Below are 18188 nucleotides of genomic sequence, written 5' to 3' on the forward strand. Positions count from 1 at the left end.
GATGACCGGACCGGAATTCGTCCTGACGCTCGACTGCGGCTGGTCCACGGGGATCGTGGCCGCGGTGTCCGGCTTCCTCGCGGAGCGGGGCTGCGACATCGAGGACATCAAGGAGTACGGCGACCGCCGCGGTGGGCACTTCTACATGCGGCTGCACTTCGAGGCGAAGCCCGGGGAGACGGCGGAGGCGCTGGCGGAGGACTTCGCCGCCGTCGCCGAACCGTTCGGCATGACCTGGACCCTGCGGCCCGCCGGAGAGAAGACCAAGGTGCTGCTGATGGTCTCCAAGTTCGGGCACTGCCTCAACGACCTGCTGTTCCGCGCCCGGATCGGGGAGCTGCCGGTGGAGATCGTGGCCGTGGTGTCCAACCACGAGGACCATCGCGGACTCGTGGAGTGGCACGGCATCCCGTACCACCACATCCCGGTGACCAAGGAGAACAAGCCGGAAGCCGAGGCGGAGCTGCTCTCCGTCGTGGATCGGTACGGCGCCGAGCTGGTGGTCCTGGCCCGCTACATGCAGGTCCTCTCGGACGCGCTGGCCACCCGGATGGCCGGCCGCGTGATCAACATCCACCACTCCTTCCTGCCGTCCTTCAAGGGAGCGAAGCCCTATCACCAGGCGTGGGAGCGCGGCGTGAAGACGGTGGGCGCGACGGCGCACTACGTCAACGCGGAACTGGATGAGGGGCCGATCATCGCCCAGCAGGTCATCGATGTGGACCACACCCACTCGCCGGAGGATCTGGTGGCGGTGGGCCGCGACGCCGAGTGCAAGGCCCTCTCCAACGCGGTGCGCTGGCACTGCGAAGGAAGGGTCGTGCTCAACGGGAACCGGACCGTGGTCCTGCGGTGACCCTCCTCCTCGGGACGGCCGTGCCGGAGACTGGGGTCATGGGAACACCGGCGAGCCGCGCGGGGTCCACGGCCCGGCCCTCGCGGCCACGCTTGATCGCGAGCGATGTGGACGGCACGATCCTGAGTCCGGGCGGAGTCGTCTCCGCCCGGACCAGGGCCGCCTTCCGCCGCGCGCGTGAGGCCGGAACGGAGGTCGTCTTCGTGACCGGCCGTCCGATCCGCTGGCTCGGCCCTCTCGAGGAGCAGCTCGATCATGCCGGGACGGTCATCTGCTCGAACGGCGCGGTCGTCTGGGACATGGCCCGGCGGGAGGTGGTGGCCGCCGAGGCGTTCCGGCTGGAGCAGGCCCTACGGCTGCAGGAGATCATCAGGGCGTTGCACCCGGAGGCGGGGTTCTCCAGTGAACTGGTGACCGGTCCGCACCGTGAGCCCGCATTCCTCCGCCTCCATCCCGGCCTGCCCGTGGAGGACCAGGTCGTCGGGCCGCTCTCCGAGACGCTGGCGCCGAATGCCGCCGTCGTGAAGCTGCTCGCCATCTCGCCCGCGCTCAGCGCCGAGGAGTTCCACGCGCTCGTCGAGCCGGCCGTGCAAGGCCTGGCGCACGTGACCTATTCGGACGTCACACGCCTGCCACTTCTGGAGCTGGCCGTCCCCGGCGTCACCAAGGCGCGGACGCTCGAGAAGCACGCTGCCTCCCTGGGCATCGGCGCGTCCGAGGTCATCGCCTTCGGCGACATGCCCAACGACCTCGAGATGCTGTCCTGGGCCGGCGAGGGCTACGCCATGGCGGACGGTCATCCGGAAGCGCTCGCCGCCGCGCGGTTCCGGGCGCCTGCCTGTGCGGACGACGGCGTGGCGCAGGTTCTGGAGACCGTGCTGGCACGCTGAGGCCGGCGGAGTTCACCGCCGGGCCCCGCCGGGCCGAGCCGATCCGCGTCAGGCGAGCCGGGTCGCCCGCACCACCAGATCGTGCAGGGACAGCTCCCGCTCGGGCATCAGCACGGTGCGATGCCGTTCTTCGGCCGCATCGATTCGCCAGCGCTCCGGATCCAGGACGGCCACCGTGTCCGCCAGCGTGACCGTGCTCTTCTCCGGGGCGTGGCCGCCGTCGTGGTCGTGATCGTGTCCCAGTGCCTCCTCCGGTGCGGGGTGCCGGACCTCGGACAGGTGGCCGTGCAGGTGCCCCACGATGAGCAGCGTCCCGCCGACCGTCACCCAGTCCGCGATCCTGCGGTAGAAGTCGAGCTGCGGAGTCTCCGGATGCGCGTAGTTGGTGATGACCAGATCGAAGTGCTCGCCCGGTTCCCACGTGGTCAGGTCCGCTTCCACCCAGCGCGTCCGATCCGCCACTCCGCCTTGGGTGGCTCGTGCTGCTGCTTCCCGGAGCGCGTGCGGCGAGAGGTCCGCCCCGGTGACTTGCCAGCCGTGGTCGGCGAGCCAGACCGCCTCGGCTCCTGTCCCGCAGCCGGCATCCAGGGCCGTGCCCGGGGTCAGCATCGACAGATGTTCCTGGAGGTACGGATTCGCCGGCGTCGGTCGGTCCGCTGCGTCGCGCCAGTGGCCATCCCAGTACTGCTTGTCGAAGGTGTGCGTCACGTGGCGGCCTTTCATCCGGAGTCTCCTCTCAGCATCGCCACCGAGACGGCGAGTGGCAAGCCCATTTGCCGAAAGGGCAAAGCGGGGGGAACCGTTCAGTTCTCGCCCAGCACCTCGCCCAGGATCCGGGCCGCGTCGGGGAAGCGTTCGGGGTTGGAACCGGAGTAGTTGAGCCTGACGTAGGACCCTGACGGCTCGGCCGGGAACCACTCCGTTCCTGGTGCGATGATGACGCCGCGGCTTTCGCAGTGGCGCGCCAGCAGTTCGGGGTCCGTGCCGTCGGGCAGCCGTGCCCAGAGATTCAGCCCGCCCGGGGGAGTGAATTCCACCTGGGCCTGGGGAACGTGTTCGCGCAGGGAGTCGAGGAGCAGATCACGACGGTCCTTCAATTGACGCCGGAGACCCTTCAGATGGGTCCGCCAGGACGGCTGCGTGACGACGTCGAGCGCGGCCGCCTGAAGCAGCCCGCTCACGTACATCGACTCGGCGGCCCGGTCGGCCAGAATGCGGTCCCGTGCGGGGCCGCGGGCGATCAGCGCCGCCACGCGCAGGGACGGGGAGACGCTCTTGGTGAGGGAGCGGAGGTAGATCACGTGCCCTTGATCGTCCTGGGCGGCGATGGGGCGGGGCTCGGTGTCGATGCCCAGGTCATGGGCCCAGTCGTCCTCGATCAGGAAGGCGCGGTGGCGGCGCACCACGTCGAGGATCGCGAGCCCCCGCTCGTGGCGCCACTGTGCTCCGCTCGGATTGGCGTAGCTCGGCTGAGCGTAGAACGCGCGGGCCCCGGTCTCTTCGAAAGCCCGTTCGACGTCGGCGGGATCGGGGCCGTGCTGACCGCTCGGCACGGGCACCAGCGTCACCCCGGCCTGGGCGGCGGCGAGGATCGACCCCCAGTAGCTGGGCGATTCGATGACGAGGGGCTGCCCCGGTCCCACGAGGGCCCGGAAGATCGAGCTCAGGCCGCTCTGGCTACCCGAGAGCACCAGGACGTCCCGGGCGCTCGGCGGCGTGACGTCCACGGGAGCGGACGCCGCGAGTTCCCCTGCGAACCAGGCCTGCAGCTCGGGGAGTCCCGCTGCGGGGGAGCGCCCCATGGCCGCGTCGGTGCGGGCCGCCCGGGTGATGGCCGAGCGGACGAGCCGTTCGGGGAGCAGCTCACGGGCGGGGTACCCGGAATGCAGACTGATGGCATCCGGCGCCACGGTGCGCTGGGTCGCGGAGAGCGAGCCGCCCCGCGACGGCGGAGCCCCGAGTGCCGCTGTCTGCCACCCGAAATCGATGGGACGCGTGGGCCGGACGCCCCGGACGAAGGTGCCGACGCCCGGGCGGCTCTCGATGAGGCCCAGGGACGCGAGGGTCCGCATCGCCTTCTGCACGGTGACCGGGCTGGCGCCGTATTCGGCCGTCAGGGCCCGGCTGGAGGGCACCTTGGCCCCCGGTGCGGCGGTGGCGATCCACGCGCGCAGGCCCCGGACGATGCGCTCGGTGCTATCATGATTCATGAAGGTACATAGTAGCGTTACTCCGCAGAGAACGACAGTGCTATCCCGGCACGTGCCCTCCGGACGAGGATCGTCCGGACAAGGGCCGTCCCGGCATCCGGGACGATCCGGTGACCGGGGCCTTCTCCGGCATCCCGGGCTCTGGTGGGGTCTGCTGGGCGTGACGGCTTTCTCTTTCACTCTCCCCTTCACGCGGATCGCGGCGGCGGGCCTCCCGGCCTTGTTCATCGGCTCGGCCCGCGCGGTCGTCGCGGCGGTGCTCGCCGCCTGCGCCCTCGCGCTCACCCGGCAACGGCTGCCTCGTGGGGCGCAGTGGCTGCGGCTCGCGGTCGTGGCCGCCGGCGTCGTCGTCGGCTTCCCGGTGCTCACGTCCTACGCGCTGACCACCGTGCCCGCGAGCCATGCCGCCGTCGTGATCGGCCTGCTGCCCGCGGCGACGGCGGTGCTCGCCGTCTTTCGCGGCAAGGAACGGCCGGCGCGCTCGTTCTGGGTGTTCTCCGCGCTCGGCGCCGTCTGCGCTGTGGCCTTCGCCTCGGTGCAGGGTGACGGGATCGCGACCCTGCACTGGGCCGACGCCCTGCTGTTCGCCGCGGTGCTCGCGGCCGCCGCCGGCTACGCGGAAGGTGGGCTGCTCGCCCGCGAACTCGGCTCTTGGCAGACCGTCTCCTGGGCCCTCGTTCTCGCCGCGCCCCTCATGACGGTGCTGACGATCGTCTCCCTTGACGGACGGGTCCTCCAGGCGGGCCCGGAACAGTGGTGGGCGTTCGCCTACCTGGCCGTCGTGAGCATGTTCCTGGGATTCTTCGCGTGGTACCGCGGACTCGCCATCGGCCCGATGGCTCAGGTGAGCCAGATCCAGCTCACCCAGCCGGTCATGAGCATCCTCTGGGCGGCTCTGCTGCTGGGCGAGCGGCCCGGCATTCCGACGCTGCTGGGCGGCGTCGCCGTCATCCTGTGCGCCACGCTCGCGGTCCGCACCCGACTCGCCCCCGCTACCCCCGTGACCCCCGCGAAAGGACACTGATGCGTCACACACCCCGCTATCTCATGACCGATCCCGACGAGGTCAAGCGGCTCATCCGCAACAACCCGTGGGCGACCTTCGTCTCGCCGTCGTCTCAGGGGCTCACGGCGTCCCACTACCCGGCCATCCTGGACGAGGAGGAGGACGGGATCGTCATCGTCAGCCACTTCGGCCGTCCGGACGAGAAACTCCACGAACTCGGCGAGCACGAGATCCTGGTCATCATCCAGGGTCCGCACGACTACGTCTCACCGAGCTGGTACGCGCCGGGCGACCTGGTGCCCACCTGGAATCACGTGACCGCTCATCTGTACGGGACGCCGGAGTTCCTGAGCGACGAGGAGAACTACGCCATGCTGGGCCGTCTCACGGATCACTTCGAACGCCACCAGCCGCACGGCCGGAGCCTGAGCGAGGACGAGGAGGGGACGCGCCGCATCGCGAAGGGCACGGTCGGGCTGCGGATGAAGGTCGACCGCTTCGAGGCGCGGGCGAAGCTCAGTCAGAACAAGGGCCCGGAGACGGTGGAGAACATCGTGGGGGAGGTGGGGAAGAAGAACCCCGCGCTGGCCGAGGAGATGCGCCGGGTCCACCCCCGCCAGGAGGGGTGAGGCCATCCCCGGCACGCCCTCGAAAAGTCGGTTCCGCCGGGTGCGGGTGTCTGACGGTAGGCTGAAAGAAGCCTCAACCGGGCTCTGAGAAGGCTTTCTACAGAAAGGTTCATCATGGGATTTCTTGGTTGGATCGTCCTTGGACTCATCGCCGGCGCGATTGCGAAGGCCCTCATGCCGGGCGAGCAGGGCGGCGGCTGGCTGGCGACCCTGCTCCTCGGAGTGGTGGGCGCACTGGTAGGCGGCTGGATCGGATCAGCCATCTTCAATGTCGGCGTGAATGAATTCTGGTCCCTGTCGACGTGGCTGCTGGCGATCGTCGGATCGCTCGTGGTCCTCTTCATCTGGGGCCTCATCACGAAGAAACGCGCCTGACGGCGTGTTGACGACGACGGCGGGGCCGGTCCTTCGGGGCCGGCCCCGCCGTCGTTCATCCGGGGTCCGTCGTCGAGCGCCTCGCTGCGCCGCTAGCCTTGCGTGCTGAGCGGCTTGAGGGGGACGAATACGCGCGGCTGACCCGCCCATTGGGGCGAGAGGTCCTCGATGGTCTCATTGATCAGCTTGGCCGAGGCGCGGCGGGCCGCCGCTGCCTTGCCGTCCAGAATGGCCCGGGCCACGTCGAGGTGCCATTGGAGGGCCTCCTCCTTCGGCTGGCTCGGCATCAGTCCGTGCGTGGTGCGTCCGGCCAGGGTCTCGGCGACCTGTCCGATCAGGGTCGCGAACATCTCGTTCCCCGAACCGCTGAGCACCAGGGCGTGGAACCGTGTGTCGAGGTCGAGGAAGCGTTCAAGCTTCCCTTGGCGCCCCACCCTCGCCATCTCCTCGGCCACCTGCAGCAGTTCGCGCCGCAGCGCGAAGGGCGCGTTCTGCGCCGCCAGCTCACTGGCCACGGGTTCCACCGCGGAGCGCAGTTCCGCGAGGGACCGCAACTGGGCGCCCCGCGCGTCGCTGTCCATCTTCCAGCGGATCACGCTGGCGTCGAAGGGATTCCAGGCGTGGGCCGGGAGCACGCGGATGCCCACCCGCTTGATGCTCTCCACCATGCCGAGGGACTGAAGGACCCGGACGGCCTCGCGGACCACGGACCGGGACACTTTCAGCTCGGCCTCAAGGTTCTCCGCCAGCATGACGTGACCCGCGGGAAGGTCCCCGGTGACGATCCTGCGTCCGAGGATCTCCAGTGCCTGGTGGTGAAGGCTGGGCTGACGGCTCGTCATCGATGTCGAAATCCTCAGGGTGAAGTGGTCAAATGTGAAGTAACACCAGCGTAGGTTCTTCCGGCGGTTTCCGCCCCGACCGCGTGAAATGTGCTTCACCTTACAGCTGGCTCTTCCGTCGCCGGTGTCCAGGACGTAGGGTTGGAAACGTCTTGTTAAAATCAGATTACTAGCATTGACTTGGAGTGTAGATGCCTGCACAAATCGGTGTCACCGGTCTCGCCGTCATGGGGGCCAACCTGGCCCGGAACCTCGCCCGCAACGGCTTCACGGTCGCTCTGCACAACCGCTCCGTGGAGAAGACGGACGCCCTGCTCGCCGCTCACGGCGACGAAGGCGACTTCGTCCGCACCGAGAGCCTCCAGGAACTCGTCGACTCGCTCGAGAAGCCGCGCCGCGTCCTCATCATGGTGAAGGCGGGTGCTCCCGTCGACGCTGTCGTGGACCAGCTCGTCCCGCTGCTGGATGAAGGCGACATCGTGATCGACGCCGGCAACTCCCACTACACGGACACCCGCCGTCGCGAAGCCGCGCTGGCGGAGAAGGGCCTGCACTTCGTGGGCGTCGGCGTCTCCGGTGGTGAGGAAGGTGCACTCAACGGCCCGTCCATCATGCCCGGCGGCTCCAAGGAGTCCTACGAGGCTCTCGGCCCGTTGCTCGAGAAGATCTCCGCTCACGTGGACGGCGAGCCCTGCTGCGCCTGGATCGGCACCGACGGCGCCGGCCACTTCGTCAAGATGGTCCACAACGGCATCGAGTACGCCGACATGCAGGTCATCGGTGAGGCCTACGACCTGCTGCGCAGCGCCGCCGGCATCGAGCCTGCCGAACAGGCCAAGATCTTCGAAGAGTGGAACAAGGGCGAGCTGTCCTCCTTCCTGATCGAGATCTCCGCCGAGGTTCTCGGCCATGTGGACGCCAAGACCGGCAAGCCGTTCGTGGACGTCGTGGTCGATTCCGCCGGTCAGAAGGGCACGGGCCGCTGGACGGTCCAGTCCGCCCTGGACCTGGGTTCGCCGGTCTCCGGCATCGCCGAGTCCGTGTTCGCCCGCGGCATCTCCTCGCAGCGCGCCCAGCGCGCAATCGCCCAGGAGACGCTGGAAGGCCACGAGATCGAGGTGGCCCTTCCGGAGAACTTCGTGGAGGACGTCCGCCAGGCCCTCTACGCCTCCAAGCTCGTCAGCTACGCGCAGGGCCTGGACATGCTGACCAGCGCCGCCAAGGAGTACGGCTGGGACCTGAAGCTGGACGAGATCGCCTCCCTGTGGCGTGCCGGCTGCATCATCCGCGCCGAGCTGCTCAAGGACATCATGGCCGCCTACGAAGGCGACGCCAAGCCGGAGAACCTCCTGTTCGCCCCGGCGTTCGCGAAGTCCGTCGGCGAGGCCGTCCCGGCGTGGCGCCGTGTGGTGGCCACCGCGGTGCAGCTGGGCATCCCGGTCCCGGTGTTCTCCTCCTCGCTGGCCTACTACGACGGCCTGCGCCGCAAGCGCCTGCCGGCCGCCCTGATCCAGGGCCAGCGTGACCTCTTCGGCGCCCACACCTACGGGCGCGTGGATGAAGAGGGCACGTTCCATACCCAGTGGAGCGGTGACCGCACCGAGGTCAGCGCGGTCGACACCCACTGACGCACCCCACACGACGACGGCGGCCCTCACCTTCCGGTGGGGGCCGCCGTCGTGCTTCAACGCCTTGCGTGCTCAGTTGTTGCGGGTGTTCGGCGTGAACACCCGCAACAATTGAGCACGCAACGCGAGGCGAGGTCAGTCTTTGCCGAGGTGCCGGGCGATCGTCTTCATCTCCGGCGTGAAGGCGTAGACGGTCCCGTTCGCCGCGGACACCCACCACTTCCCGCAGTAGTGGCTCGCCTTGCGCTCCTGACCGGCCGGCCACCAATCGGCGGAGAGGGTGGCCTCCGAGATGAAGTCGTCGGCCTTGCGCCGGTCGTCTTTCCCCGGCTGGGGGCTCGGTGCGGCGCCGGAGGGAACGGCCTTGCACTGGGCGGGGAGACCCGAGGCGTCTCCGGAGTACTTCAGGATGCGCTCGGCGCCGGTGGTCCGGATGACCTCACGGACGTCCGTGGCTCCGGCCGGGATCCAGGCGGGGGCCACGCCGTCCTTCGTGGCCTCGGAGCCGCGGGGCCAGTCGTGGCTCTCCCGCTTGTCGTAGTTGTCGGCCAGGGGCGTGATGCCGCAGGCGCTCAGCGGCAGCAGGGCGGCGCCGGCCAGGCCGAGGACCGTCAGTTTCCGAGCGCGGCCGGACACGGTGGGGTTCTTCAGAGTTCTCATACCGTCCACGCTATGAGCGGGTACCCGGCCGCCGCCTCGGACCCGGGACGGACTTGCGCGCCAGGGTTCTCGGCCCGAGGGCGGAGAGAGCCTGTCAGATGTAGTAGTACTCCGCGGGGTCCACGGCCGGCTTCGTTTCGACCTCGGCCACGCGGGGACGCCAGGTGGCGGGGATTCCGGTGACGATCGAGTTGGCCGGCGCGTCCTTCACGACGACGGCGTTCGCGCCGATCGCGGAATCGTCACCGATGACGATGGGGCCCAGGACCTTGGCGCCTGCGCCGATGGTGACCCTGTTGCCGATGGTCGGGTGCCGCTTGACCTTGGCCAGGGACCGACCGCCGAGGGTCACCCCGTGGTAGATCATGACGTCATCGCCGATCTCGGCCGTCTCGCCGATGACCACACCCATGCCGTGGTCGATGAAGAAACGCCGCCCCACGGTCGCGCCGGGATGGATCTCGATGCCCGTGAGGAAGCGGGTCAGCTGGGACAGGACGCGCGCGGGGAAGCGAAGAGCCGGCTTCTGCCACATGCGGTGTGTCACGCGGTGGACCCAGATGGCATGCAGGCCCGAATAGACGAAGAAGTTCTCCGCGGACCCGCGGGCGGCGGGGTCATGGGAGCGGGCGCTCTCGAGGTCCTCTTTCAGGCGGGTGAAGAAGCTCACGCTGTCCTTCTGGTCGCCGTACACGGGCGCGTACGTGGTGGATGCTGAACGGATAACCAGCGGGCCCGGGAAAGAATTCCCCGGGCAGCCGACTGCCCGACGTCGCCGTCCGTCCGTGGTCCGTGCTCTGGAGCACGCAGGGACCGCCGGGACGGGAGGGGCGACGCCGGGCAGGCGAAGCCGGGAGGATCAGCCGCGGATGTCGTCGTACAGGACGGTGGAGATGTAGCGCTCACCGAAATCGGGCACGACCGCCACGATCAGCTTGCCCTTGTTCTCGGGACGCTTGGCCAGCTGGAGGGCGCCCCAGACGGCCGCACCCGACGAGATGCCGCCGAGGATGCCCTCCTTGACGCCGAGCGCACGCGCGGTGGCGACAGCGTCCTCGAGGCTGGCGTCCAGCACCTCGTCGTAGATGCCGGTGTCCAGCACCTCCGGGACGAAGTTCGCGCCGAGGCCCTGGATCTTGTGAGGGCCCGGGGCGCCGCCGTTGAGGATGGGGGAGTCCTTGGGCTCCACGGCCACCACCTGGACGGAGGGCTTGCGCTCTTTGAGGACCTGGCCGACGCCCGTCACGGTGCCGCCGGTGCCCACGCCACCGACGAAGATGTCGACTTCACCGTCGGTGTCGGCCCAGATCTCCTCGGCCGTGGTGGTGCGGTGGATGGCCGGGTTGGCCGGGTTGGCGAACTGCTGCGCCCAGATGGCGTTCTCGGTGTTGGCGACGATCTCCTGGGCCTTCTCCACGGCGCCGCGCATGCCCTCGGAACCCGGGGTCAGGACGATCTCGGCGCCGTAGGCGCGCAGCATGACACGACGCTCGGTGGACATGGTCTCCGGCATGGTCAGGATGACTTTGTAACCACGAGCCGCTCCGACGAGGGCCAGGGCGATGCCCGTGTTGCCCGACGTGCCTTCCACGATGGTGCCACCCGGCTTCAGCGCGCCGGCCTTCTCGGCCGCGTCGATGATGGCCACGCCGATGCGGTCCTTGACGCTGTTGGCCGGGTTGTAGAACTCGAGCTTCACGGCGACCGTGGCATCCAGGCCTTCGGTCAGACGGTTCAGCCGGACCAGGGGGGTCCGGCCGATGAGCTGAGTGACGTCATCGTAGATACGTGCCATGGTGTACTGCTGCCTATCTCCAGGTGGATGGTTAAGGAAAGCCTAGTGAGCCGGTTCACCCAGCGTCATGACTTCAGCCATGCGGAGTAATATTTCCGGGCCTTGGCCAGCTTCGGATTGATGATCACCTGACAGTATCCCTGCCCGGAGTTGTTGGCGTAGTAATCCTGGTGGATCGCCTCGGCCTCGTAGAAGCGGCTGGCGCGGGTCACCTCGGTGACGATCGGGGCGCTCCACAGCGCCTGGTTGCGCTCGATGGCGGCGCGGAACAGCTCAGCCTCCTCCTCGTCCTGGTAGAACATCGCGGACCGGTACTGGGTCCCGACGTCGTAGCCCTGACGGTTCAGTGTGGTGGGGTCATGCAGGGCGAAGAACATGTCCAGGATGACGTCGGCCGGGATGATGTCCTCGTCGAAGGTGACGGCCACCGCTTCGGCGTGCCCGGTGGTGCCGGAACAGACCTCGTAGTAGCCCGGATCGGGCAGATGCCCGCCGATGTAGCCGGAAACAACAGAAGAGACGCCGCGCGTCTGCTGGTACACCGCGTCAAGGCACCAGAAGCAGCCGCCGGCCAGGATGAAAGTTCTCACAAGATGCTCAATGGCCGGCGGTGTCGAAATGTTCCCCCGATGGTCCCGAGCGGGTTCAGCTCTGGGAGAAGCACCCGTCGAGGGAGGGGAATCGGCCCCCTCGCGGACGCAGTGCGGTAGAACTTGAGTATGCAGAACGAGACGCACGGCAGCCCCGGCCCGGCTCTGGAGGGCCAGGTACCGCCCACCGCGGCCCCAGAAACCGGCGCGGAGCATCTCCCCGGACAGGACCAGGCGGAAGAGCGACACGGAGAGCCGCCGGTCGGCGGTGAACACGAGGACGCGACGACGACGGCGGGCGAGGACGCCCCGTCCGTCCCGGGTGACGCGACCGAGGCCACGGCCCTGGAGCAGCAGGCGCCGACGCTCGCCGAGGTGCTGCTCGCCGTCGAGGAGCTCTGGCCCGAGTCGCTCGCCGAGGACTGGGACAAGGTCGGCCTCGTGACGGGCCGGCCGGAGCAGCCGGTGCGCCGCATCCAGTTCGCGGTGGATCCCACCGAGGAGGTGGTCCAGGAGGCGGTGGACCTCGGCGTCGACCTGCTGATCACCCACCACCCCTTGCTGCTGCGCGGCGTCAGTTCGGTGGCGGCCACCACGGCCAAGGGCCGGGTGATCCATCGGCTCATCGAGAACGGCATGGCCCTTCTGACGGTCCACACGAACGGCGACTCGGCCGTGGGCGGCGTCTCCGATGTCATCGCCGACGCCCTGGATCTGCACGACCGTGAACCGCTGACGGCGGCCCGCAACGGGCTTCCCGAGGAAGGGGTGGGACGTGTCGGCGCGCTCGGGACCGCCGTCACCCTCGCCGATCTGGCCGCCCGGCTCTGTGGGTTCCTGCCCTCCGTGGCGGGTGGGGTCCGGGTGGCGGGGGACCGGGACGCGCTCGTGCAGCGCGTGGCGATCTGCGGCGGCGCGGGGGACTCCCTCTTCGACGATGTCCGCGCGTGCCAGGCCGACGTCTACATCACGGCGGACCTGCGGCACCACCCGGCGTCGGAGGCCCGGGAGACCGCGCGTGGCGGCCGTCCGTACCTCATCGACGTCTCCCATTTCGCGAGTGAATGGCTCTGGCTTCCGGCGGCCGCCCAGGCCCTCGACAACGTGCTGGAGGACCAGGGGTTCCCCGTCGAGATCGGCGTCAGCGGGATCAACACGGATCCGTGGGACTTCATCCTCACCCCGCACGGCGACGGCGAAGGCTGAGGTCAGCCGACCGCGCGGCGACGCAGGAGATCCTGCAACTGATCCAGGAGCTGTGACCAGCCGGGTCCCAGTCCGGCGACCGCGGGGGCTGCCCCGGGCCGGATCCCGGTGACCTCGATCGTGAGGCCGAGCGTCGTCGGACCGTCGCCCGAGACGGTCACGAGGTGCCGCGCGGAGAACAGGGGTTCGCCGTCGGGCCCGAGCGGCGCGAGTTCGAAGGTCATCCCCTCCGCGGTTCTCGACAGCAATTCACCCTGAGAGCGGTACTCCGTCCCGCCGCCTTCACCCAGCGCGATCGCGATGGGCCCGCCGACGCGGCGGGGCCACTCGTGGCGCAGCACGGTGAAGTGCCGGGGCGCCCACCACTGCGACGCCACGTCCGCATCGGTCCAGGCCTCCAGGACGTCCTGGGCGGAGGCGTCGAGCGTGCGGGTGAAGTGCAGCGTCCGGTCGTCGGAGGGTCCGCCTTCCTCGCGCTCGACGGCGCGCCCGTACTCCGCCAGCGCCGCGTCGTCGGCCGCAGGCACGGCCAGCCGGTGGAAGTGGCGGGCGAGGATGCCGACGGTGTCCCGCCGGAGGCCTGCCACCCGGCGGCGTCCGAGCCGGCGCACGTCGACCAGGTTCGCGGCTTCCAGCGCCTGCAGATGCTTGGTGGTCTGGGGCTGGAGCGAGCCGAGAGCGTCCGCCAGCTCTCCGACGCTGTACGGACGCTCCGCCAGGAGTTCCACGATCCTGAAGCGGTTCGGCTCACCCAGGGCCGCCAGCGCCTGCTGGACCAGGGCCGTGGGGGTCGGTGACGTGGGGGTTTGCACCGCGGCGGTTTGCGCCCCGGAGGACCGGGCCGGCTCCGTCCCGGCGCTCATGCCTCCCCGGCCGACACCAGTGCGGCGAGGTTCTCGAGCTCATTGGCCCGGCCCGCGAGAAGCCGCTGGGTCCAGACCTCATCGTGCAGCGGCTCGACGGTCATGCGGACCAGCGTGCCACCCTCGGCCGGCACGAGGTCGACTTCGGTGAGCTGTTCGTAGGGCTCATGGTCGGGCACGAAATCGATGACCGAGCGGTAGGCGAGGCGGCGGGGTTCCTCGAGCTCGGTGAAGTGCTTCCGTGAGGACGTGGAGAGGGGCATGCCGTTCTGCTCCATGAAGGCGACCATCTCGGGGGCGACCGCGGTCATGGTGTAGAGCAGCTCGCCGCCGACCTCCAGATCGAGCCGGTCGACATCGGTGCGGAAGCCGTCGGGGGACCACCAGCGGGAGATGCCGTCAGCGGTGGTCCAGAGGGACCAGACGCGCTCGGCAGGGGCAGGGACGAAACGTTCGATCAGTTCACTCATGACTCCAATCTATTCGCCTCGACGAATAAGTCAAGAGTTTCCGGGCGGAAATTCTGAGGAGGGACCGGGCGCGTTTCGTTCGGCCCGGATATGGCCTAGTCTCAAAGCACCTGTCACCACAGAGACGGCGTGAATATCAGCGCCGTCATAGGAGGTCCGCATGGCCAAGGCACCGGCTGCCGAGCAGCTCAGACTCCTCGAACTCCAGGCGTTCGACAGCGCCCTGAAGGCGAACGCCACGCGACTGAAAGCGCTCGAACAGGATCCCCGCCTCCCGGCGCTTCTGGCCGCCGTGGAGGATGCCCAGGCGTGCGCCGAGGAGGCCGAGCAGGCGCGGGACGCCGTACGGAAAGCGCTGACGGCGCTGGAGGACGAGGTCTCCGCGCTGGACGTGAAGATCGAGCGGGACACGGTGCGGCTCAACGCGGGCGGCCTCTCCAAGGACCTCATGGCGCTGCAGAAGGACATCGAAACGCTGAGCTCGTTCAAATCGGGCAAGGAGGACACCGAGCTGGAGCTCATGGAGGAGCTGGAGGGCGCGGAATCAGAGGTGACCGCCCGCCAGGAGGCACTCGCTGAGGCCAAGCGGCAGCTCCGTGAGGTGCAGGAGGAACTGGCAGCGAAGACGGCGGAAGCCGAAGCGGAGCGTGACGGTGTGCGCGTCGAACGGGACGCCTTCGCCGTCACCCTGGACCCCGGACTCCTGGCCCTCTACGAGAAGACTCTGGACCGGCGCGGGGTCGGCGCCGCCCGCCTGTTCCACGGACACAGTGAGGGCTCCGGCATGGACCTGAGCCCGGGCGACCTGGCCGAGGTCAAAGCCGCCGCCGAAGACGACGTGGTGTACTGCCCGGACTCCGGCGTCATCCTGGTGCGCAGTCCCGAGTGGAGCTGAACCGGGACCGTCAGTCCGTGAGGATGATGTTCAGGGCGTGCGCCTTGCGTGCCGTGCCCGGAACGAGTTCGGCGCGGTAGAGCTCCGAGGCGGCCTTGAGCAGCTGCTCAGGAGACTGCGGAGACTTGCCTCGGCGCGTGAGCAGGTGACGCGCCATCTCGCCGCGCGTGTGCTTGGCGAAGTGGCTCACGACGCTCCGCTTGCCGTCGCGCTCGCGGAACACATTCACGGCCACGGTCTGTTCCGCCGGCGGGACCCAGGCGGTGGCGTAGGTGCTGGAGCGGCAGTCGACCAGGAGTTCCCCGTCGATCAACGGAGCCAGCGCTTCGGACAGCCGGGGCTTCCAGTAGGAGGCGAGCCGGCCGAGCCCGGCCAGAGCGGTGCCCATGGACAGGCGGTAGGCCGGGACGGCGTCGTCGAACTTCAGGGCGCCCCAGAGCGCGGAGATGATCACGACGGCGTCATCCGCCTTGCGCCGCTGAGTCGCGGTCATCGAGGCGTAGCCGAGGGCGTCATAGAGGACGCCGGAGTACACGCTGTGCGCCGGGGCGGCGGATTCGTGCCGGAGCCGCGTGTTGCGGGCGACCTCCTCGTGCAGGGAGGCTCCGACGCCCAGCAGTTCCAGCGCGTCCTCGTGGGCGCTCACGGTGCCGAGCGCTTCCAGCACCTCGGCACGGGCCGTGTTCAGTTCCGGGAAGCTCAGGGCGGAGAAGTCGACGCCGGGGCCTTGGGAGGCGGCGGTCTTGCCTTCGGACGGTGGGAGGAGGATCAGCACCGTTCGATGGTAGCGAATCCCGGGACCGCTCCTGATCCGGCTCGACGCCAGGCGGTCCAGGCTGGTCCTGGTCGGCGATCAGGTTGGCGGCCGGGCGTCACCGCGGCGGATAGAATGGTCGCTGGACGGGTTGGCTGGGCGATCGCGTCGACGCTCCGGCGTCGCCGAGGAAAGTCCGGGCTCCGCAGAGCAGGGTGGTGGGTAACGCCCACTCGGGGTGACCCGCAGGCCAGTGCCACAGAAAACAGACCGCCACGCGCCTCGGCGCGGGGTAAGGGTGAAACGGTGGTGTAAGAGACCACCAGCTCCCCGGGTGACCGGGGAGGCTAGGTAAACCCCACCTGGAGCAAGGCCAGACAGGATGTGTTCGAGGGCTGCTCGCCCGAGCATCCGGGTAGGCCGCTTGAGGCCACTGGCAACAGTGGTCCTAGATGGATGATCGCTACGCCGCACCTGGCAACGGGCGCGACTGACAGAACCCGGCTCACAGGCCAACCCGTCCACTCATCACCGCGTTTGTGACTGATGTCACCGGGGTCTCGTCCCGGAGGCGGTCCCCGGGACGATAAACTGAACTCGAACGCTGTTGTTCACCCCGCCGGGCCTGCGTTCGCCTAGGCGGTTTTTTCATGCCCTGAACCCCGGTGGCGAACTGCGCCCGACGTCGCGCGCAGAAGAGAAAGGTTCCTTGAGTGAGTCAGAACTCCGAGTCCTTCGAGCAGTGGATGAGCCGTGAGGCCAAGGCCGAGGCGATGATCCCGATCGTCGGCCGCCTGTACCGCGACAACAATGTGGTGACCAGCATCCACGGGCGCAGCCTGATCAACAAGTCCACCATGCAGATCCTCAAGGCGCACCGTTTCGCCCGCCGGATCAGCCAGCGCGAGCTGACCCTGGAGGACACCCTGCCGCTCGTGGAGGCGATCGACCGCCTCGAGCTCGGCGCCGCGGCCGTCGACCTGGCCCTGCTCAACGAGAAGTACCACGACACCGCCGCCGGCCGTCCGCTTGAGGAGTTCCTCCGTGAGGAGCTTGCCCCCGTCGTCGGACGCCAGGGCGCCGACGACCGCACCAGCCAGGACGTGGTGCTGTACGGTTTCGGCCGTATCGGCCGTCTGCTGGCCCGCATCCTCGTGGAGAAGCACGGTGGCGGCCAGGGCCTGCGTCTGCGGGCCATCGTGGTCCGCAAGGGCAGCGACAACGACCTCGCCAAGCGCGCGAGCCTGCTCCGCCGCGACTCCGTCCACGGGCCTTTCGAGGGCACCATCCAGGTGGACGAGGAATCCCAGACCATCACGGTCAACGGCATCCGCATCCAGGTCATCTACTCGGACAGCCCGTCCACGGTGGACTACACGGCATACGGCATCGAGAACGCCCTCGTGGTGGACAACACCGGCCGCTGGCGTGACGCCGAAGGCCTCAGCCAGCACCTGCAGAGCAAGGGCGCGGCCCGTGTGCTCCTCACGGCTCCGGGCAAGGGTGATCTGAAGAACATCGTCCACGGCATCAACCACGGCGTGATCTCGGACGAGGACATGATCGTCTCCGCCGCGAGCTGCACCACCAATGCGATCACCCCGGTCCTGAAGGCCATCAACGACAAGTTCGGCGTCCTGCACGGCCACGTCGAGACCGTCCACTCCTTCACCAACGATCAGAACCTGATCGACAACTTCCACAAGGGTGACCGCCGTGGCCGTTCCGCCGCGCTGAACATGGTCATCACGGAGACCGGCGCCGCCAAGGCCGTCGCCAAGGCCCTGCCGGAGCTGGCGGGCAAGCTGACGGGCAACGCCATCCGCGTCCCCACGCCGGATGTGTCCATGGCGATCCTGAACCTCAACCTGGAGAACGGCACCACCAAGGACGAGGTCAACGAGTACCTGCGCGAGCTGTCCCTGCACTCGGGCCTGCGCAAGCAGATCGACTTCATCGACTCGCCCGAAGTGGTCTCCACCGACTTCGTCGGATCGCGCCGCACCGGCATCGTGGACGGGCTCGCCACCATCGCCAACGACAAGAACCTGGTCCTCTACGTCTGGTACGACAACGAGTTCGGCTACAGCTGCCAGGTCGTCCGCGTGATGGAGGAGATGGCGGGCGTGAACCCGCCGGCCTTCCCCGCCGCCTGAGCATTTCCGCTGGAAGCTGAGAGGTCACGCCACCCTGGCGTGGCCTCTCGCTTTTAACGCGGCGCGGGATCAAGATGGGCTTCATGGAACACGACACCACTTTGGAACACGCACTCGACATCGCCACCGCCAACAGCAAGGAGGCGCACCGTCTGCTGGACCAGGCCAAAGGCATGCTGGCGACCGGCGATGTCACCCAGGAGCGGGTGGACCAGCTCCAGGAACTGGCCGACGCCGCCGACGCAGACCTGGTCAGGGTGCGAAAAGAGCAGTAAGACTCCGGCCTGTGTGTGAGTTTTTCCACATCCTCACCGCAGGCCGCTCATCCTGTCAGTGACTCCTCCTAGGCTGGATCGGTGCGGA

Annotated in this window: 19 protein-coding genes, 1 other RNA gene and 1 pseudogene; 11 read left to right on the forward strand and 10 right to left on the reverse strand. The window is 68.7% G+C overall.

Translation table 11 applies throughout. The features are described 5' to 3' along the window. The first annotated feature begins 1 nt into the window (after position 1). Positions 2–856 (forward strand): formyltetrahydrofolate deformylase, encoded by an 855-nt coding sequence (gene purU, locus BLV63_RS08675; RefSeq protein ID WP_066210612.1) that lies wholly within the window; start codon positions 2–4, stop codon positions 854–856. Between the two features lie 38 nt (positions 857–894). After that, positions 895–1746 carry an HAD family hydrolase gene (locus BLV63_RS08680; RefSeq protein WP_066211887.1) on the forward strand — a complete coding sequence of 284 codons (852 nt, stop codon included), beginning with the start codon at positions 895–897 and terminating at the stop codon, positions 1744–1746. A gap of 48 nt (positions 1747–1794) precedes the next feature. On the opposite strand, the gene BLV63_RS08685 is transcribed toward BLV63_RS08680, so the two are convergent. Both BLV63_RS08685 and BLV63_RS08690 read right to left on the reverse strand, forming a co-directional pair. Beyond that, on the reverse strand, positions 1795–2469 hold the full coding sequence (locus BLV63_RS08685) for a class I SAM-dependent methyltransferase (protein ID WP_217640445.1): 675 nt from the start codon (positions 2467–2469) through the stop codon (positions 1795–1797). 80 nt (positions 2470–2549) lie between these two features. Further along, entirely contained in the window at positions 2550–3956 is a 1407-nt protein-coding gene (locus BLV63_RS08690) for an aminotransferase-like domain-containing protein (RefSeq protein ID WP_066210611.1), read from the reverse strand. A gap of 136 nt (positions 3957–4092) precedes the next feature. Here BLV63_RS08690 and BLV63_RS08695 point away from each other — a divergent pair. The 3 genes and pseudogenes from BLV63_RS08695 to BLV63_RS08705 all read left to right on the forward strand — a co-directional run. After that, positions 4093–4980, forward strand: a pseudogene (locus BLV63_RS08695) (DMT family transporter); the annotation flags it as partial. Continuing rightward, positions 4980–5591: an FMN-binding negative transcriptional regulator gene (locus tag BLV63_RS08700; protein WP_066210607.1), complete on the forward strand. Its 612-nt coding sequence runs from the start codon at positions 4980–4982 to the stop codon at positions 5589–5591. The pseudogene BLV63_RS08695 and the gene BLV63_RS08700, both read left to right, overlap by 1 nt. A 114-nt stretch (positions 5592–5705) precedes the next feature. Next, positions 5706–5966, forward strand: coding sequence for a GlsB/YeaQ/YmgE family stress response membrane protein (locus BLV63_RS08705; RefSeq protein ID WP_066210606.1), 261 nt, complete (start codon positions 5706–5708; stop codon positions 5964–5966). 92 nt (positions 5967–6058) lie between these two features. Here BLV63_RS08705 and BLV63_RS08710 read toward each other — a convergent pair whose 3' ends face one another. Next, positions 6059–6808, reverse strand: coding sequence for a FadR/GntR family transcriptional regulator (locus BLV63_RS08710; RefSeq protein ID WP_066210603.1), 750 nt, complete (start codon positions 6806–6808; stop codon positions 6059–6061). A 191-nt stretch (positions 6809–6999) separates the two neighbouring features. Between BLV63_RS08710 and gnd the strand changes: the two genes are divergently transcribed. Next, complete coding sequence (gene gnd, locus BLV63_RS08715; RefSeq protein WP_066210601.1) at positions 7000–8436, forward strand: NADP-dependent phosphogluconate dehydrogenase; 1437 nt, start codon at positions 7000–7002, stop codon at positions 8434–8436. A gap of 135 nt (positions 8437–8571) precedes the next feature. Here the strand turns inward: gnd and BLV63_RS08720 are convergent, their stop codons facing one another. From BLV63_RS08720 to msrA, 4 genes are all read right to left on the reverse strand, one after another. Continuing rightward, positions 8572–9096 (reverse strand): hypothetical protein, encoded by a 525-nt coding sequence (locus BLV63_RS08720; protein ID WP_066210599.1) that lies wholly within the window; start codon positions 9094–9096, stop codon positions 8572–8574. Positions 9097–9190: 94 nt separating this feature from the next. Next, on the reverse strand, positions 9191–9766 hold the full coding sequence (gene epsC / locus BLV63_RS08725; RefSeq protein WP_066211882.1) for a serine O-acetyltransferase EpsC: 576 nt from the start codon (positions 9764–9766) through the stop codon (positions 9191–9193). Between the two features lie 189 nt (positions 9767–9955). Then, positions 9956–10891, reverse strand: coding sequence for a cysteine synthase A (gene cysK / locus BLV63_RS08730; RefSeq protein ID WP_066210597.1), 936 nt, complete (start codon positions 10889–10891; stop codon positions 9956–9958). A 65-nt stretch (positions 10892–10956) separates the two neighbouring features. Beyond that, positions 10957–11481 (reverse strand): peptide-methionine (S)-S-oxide reductase MsrA, encoded by a 525-nt coding sequence (msrA, locus tag BLV63_RS08735; RefSeq protein ID WP_066210594.1) that lies wholly within the window; start codon positions 11479–11481, stop codon positions 10957–10959. Positions 11482–11610: 129 nt separating this feature from the next. Here msrA and BLV63_RS08740 point away from each other — a divergent pair, with 129 nt between their 5' ends. After that, a complete protein-coding gene (locus BLV63_RS08740; RefSeq protein ID WP_082723984.1) occupies positions 11611–12687 on the forward strand; it encodes a Nif3-like dinuclear metal center hexameric protein in 1077 nt (358 codons plus the stop codon). Between the two features lie 2 nt (positions 12688–12689). Here BLV63_RS08740 and BLV63_RS08745 read toward each other — a convergent pair whose 3' ends face one another. After that, complete coding sequence (locus BLV63_RS08745; RefSeq protein WP_254780527.1) at positions 12690–13499, reverse strand: metalloregulator ArsR/SmtB family transcription factor; 810 nt, start codon at positions 13497–13499, stop codon at positions 12690–12692. 47 nt (positions 13500–13546) lie between these two features. Continuing rightward, complete coding sequence (locus BLV63_RS08750; protein ID WP_066210592.1) at positions 13547–14020, reverse strand: SRPBCC family protein; 474 nt, start codon at positions 14018–14020, stop codon at positions 13547–13549. Between the two features lie 160 nt (positions 14021–14180). Here BLV63_RS08750 and BLV63_RS08755 point away from each other — a divergent pair, with 160 nt between their 5' ends. Next, a complete protein-coding gene (locus BLV63_RS08755) occupies positions 14181–14915 on the forward strand; it encodes a zinc ribbon domain-containing protein (RefSeq protein WP_066210591.1) in 735 nt (244 codons plus the stop codon). 10 nt (positions 14916–14925) lie between these two features. Here the strand turns inward: BLV63_RS08755 and BLV63_RS08760 are convergent, their stop codons facing one another. After that, positions 14926–15690 carry a YaaA family protein gene (locus BLV63_RS08760; RefSeq protein ID WP_066210589.1) on the reverse strand — a complete coding sequence of 255 codons (765 nt, stop codon included), beginning with the start codon at positions 15688–15690 and terminating at the stop codon, positions 14926–14928. A 126-nt stretch (positions 15691–15816) separates the two neighbouring features. Between BLV63_RS08760 and rnpB the strand changes: the two genes are divergently transcribed. The 3 genes from rnpB to BLV63_RS08775 all read left to right on the forward strand — a co-directional run bounded on the left by rnpB (position 15817) and on the right by BLV63_RS08775 (position 18100). Further along, positions 15817–16193, forward strand: an RNA gene (gene rnpB, locus BLV63_RS08765) — RNase P RNA component class A. A 189-nt stretch (positions 16194–16382) separates the two neighbouring features. Continuing rightward, complete coding sequence (locus BLV63_RS08770; RefSeq protein ID WP_074784176.1) at positions 16383–17825, forward strand: glyceraldehyde-3-phosphate dehydrogenase; 1443 nt, start codon at positions 16383–16385, stop codon at positions 17823–17825. 83 nt (positions 17826–17908) lie between these two features. After that, positions 17909–18100 carry a hypothetical protein gene (locus BLV63_RS08775; RefSeq protein ID WP_243874832.1) on the forward strand — a complete coding sequence of 64 codons (192 nt, stop codon included), beginning with the start codon at positions 17909–17911 and terminating at the stop codon, positions 18098–18100. Positions 18101–18188 lie beyond the last annotated feature (88 nt).

Origin of the sequence: Arthrobacter woluwensis, from assembly GCF_900105345.1 — a bacterium.
Taxonomy (GTDB): domain Bacteria; phylum Actinomycetota; class Actinomycetes; order Actinomycetales; family Micrococcaceae; genus Arthrobacter_E; species Arthrobacter_E woluwensis.

Excerpts from the sequence above, each read along its gene's own strand:
- cysK (WP_066210597.1), bottom strand. The coding sequence starts at position 10,891 with ATGGCACGTATCTACGATGACGTCACTCAGCTCATCGGCCGGACCCCC.
- BLV63_RS08700 (WP_066210607.1), top strand. The coding sequence starts at position 4,980 with ATGCGTCACACACCCCGCTATCTCATGACCGATCCCGACGAGGTCAAG.
- BLV63_RS08750 (WP_066210592.1), bottom strand. The coding sequence starts at position 14,020 with ATGAGTGAACTGATCGAACGTTTCGTCCCTGCCCCTGCCGAGCGCGTC.
- BLV63_RS08705 (WP_066210606.1), top strand. The coding sequence starts at position 5,706 with ATGGGATTTCTTGGTTGGATCGTCCTTGGACTCATCGCCGGCGCGATT.
- gnd (WP_066210601.1), top strand. The coding sequence starts at position 7,000 with ATGCCTGCACAAATCGGTGTCACCGGTCTCGCCGTCATGGGGGCCAAC.
- BLV63_RS08690 (WP_066210611.1), bottom strand. The coding sequence starts at position 3,956 with ATGAATCATGATAGCACCGAGCGCATCGTCCGGGGCCTGCGCGCGTGG.
- BLV63_RS08775 (WP_243874832.1), top strand. The coding sequence starts at position 17,909 with ATGGAACACGACACCACTTTGGAACACGCACTCGACATCGCCACCGCC.
- BLV63_RS08680 (WP_066211887.1), top strand. The coding sequence starts at position 895 with ATGGGAACACCGGCGAGCCGCGCGGGGTCCACGGCCCGGCCCTCGCGG.
- purU (WP_066210612.1), top strand. The coding sequence starts at position 2 with ATGACCGGACCGGAATTCGTCCTGACGCTCGACTGCGGCTGGTCCACG.
- BLV63_RS08755 (WP_066210591.1), top strand. The coding sequence starts at position 14,181 with ATGGCCAAGGCACCGGCTGCCGAGCAGCTCAGACTCCTCGAACTCCAG.
- BLV63_RS08740 (WP_082723984.1), top strand. The coding sequence starts at position 11,611 with ATGCAGAACGAGACGCACGGCAGCCCCGGCCCGGCTCTGGAGGGCCAG.
- BLV63_RS08710 (WP_066210603.1), bottom strand. The coding sequence starts at position 6,808 with ATGACGAGCCGTCAGCCCAGCCTTCACCACCAGGCACTGGAGATCCTC.
- BLV63_RS08685 (WP_217640445.1), bottom strand. The coding sequence starts at position 2,469 with ATGAAAGGCCGCCACGTGACGCACACCTTCGACAAGCAGTACTGGGAT.
- BLV63_RS08720 (WP_066210599.1), bottom strand. The coding sequence starts at position 9,096 with ATGAGAACTCTGAAGAACCCCACCGTGTCCGGCCGCGCTCGGAAACTG.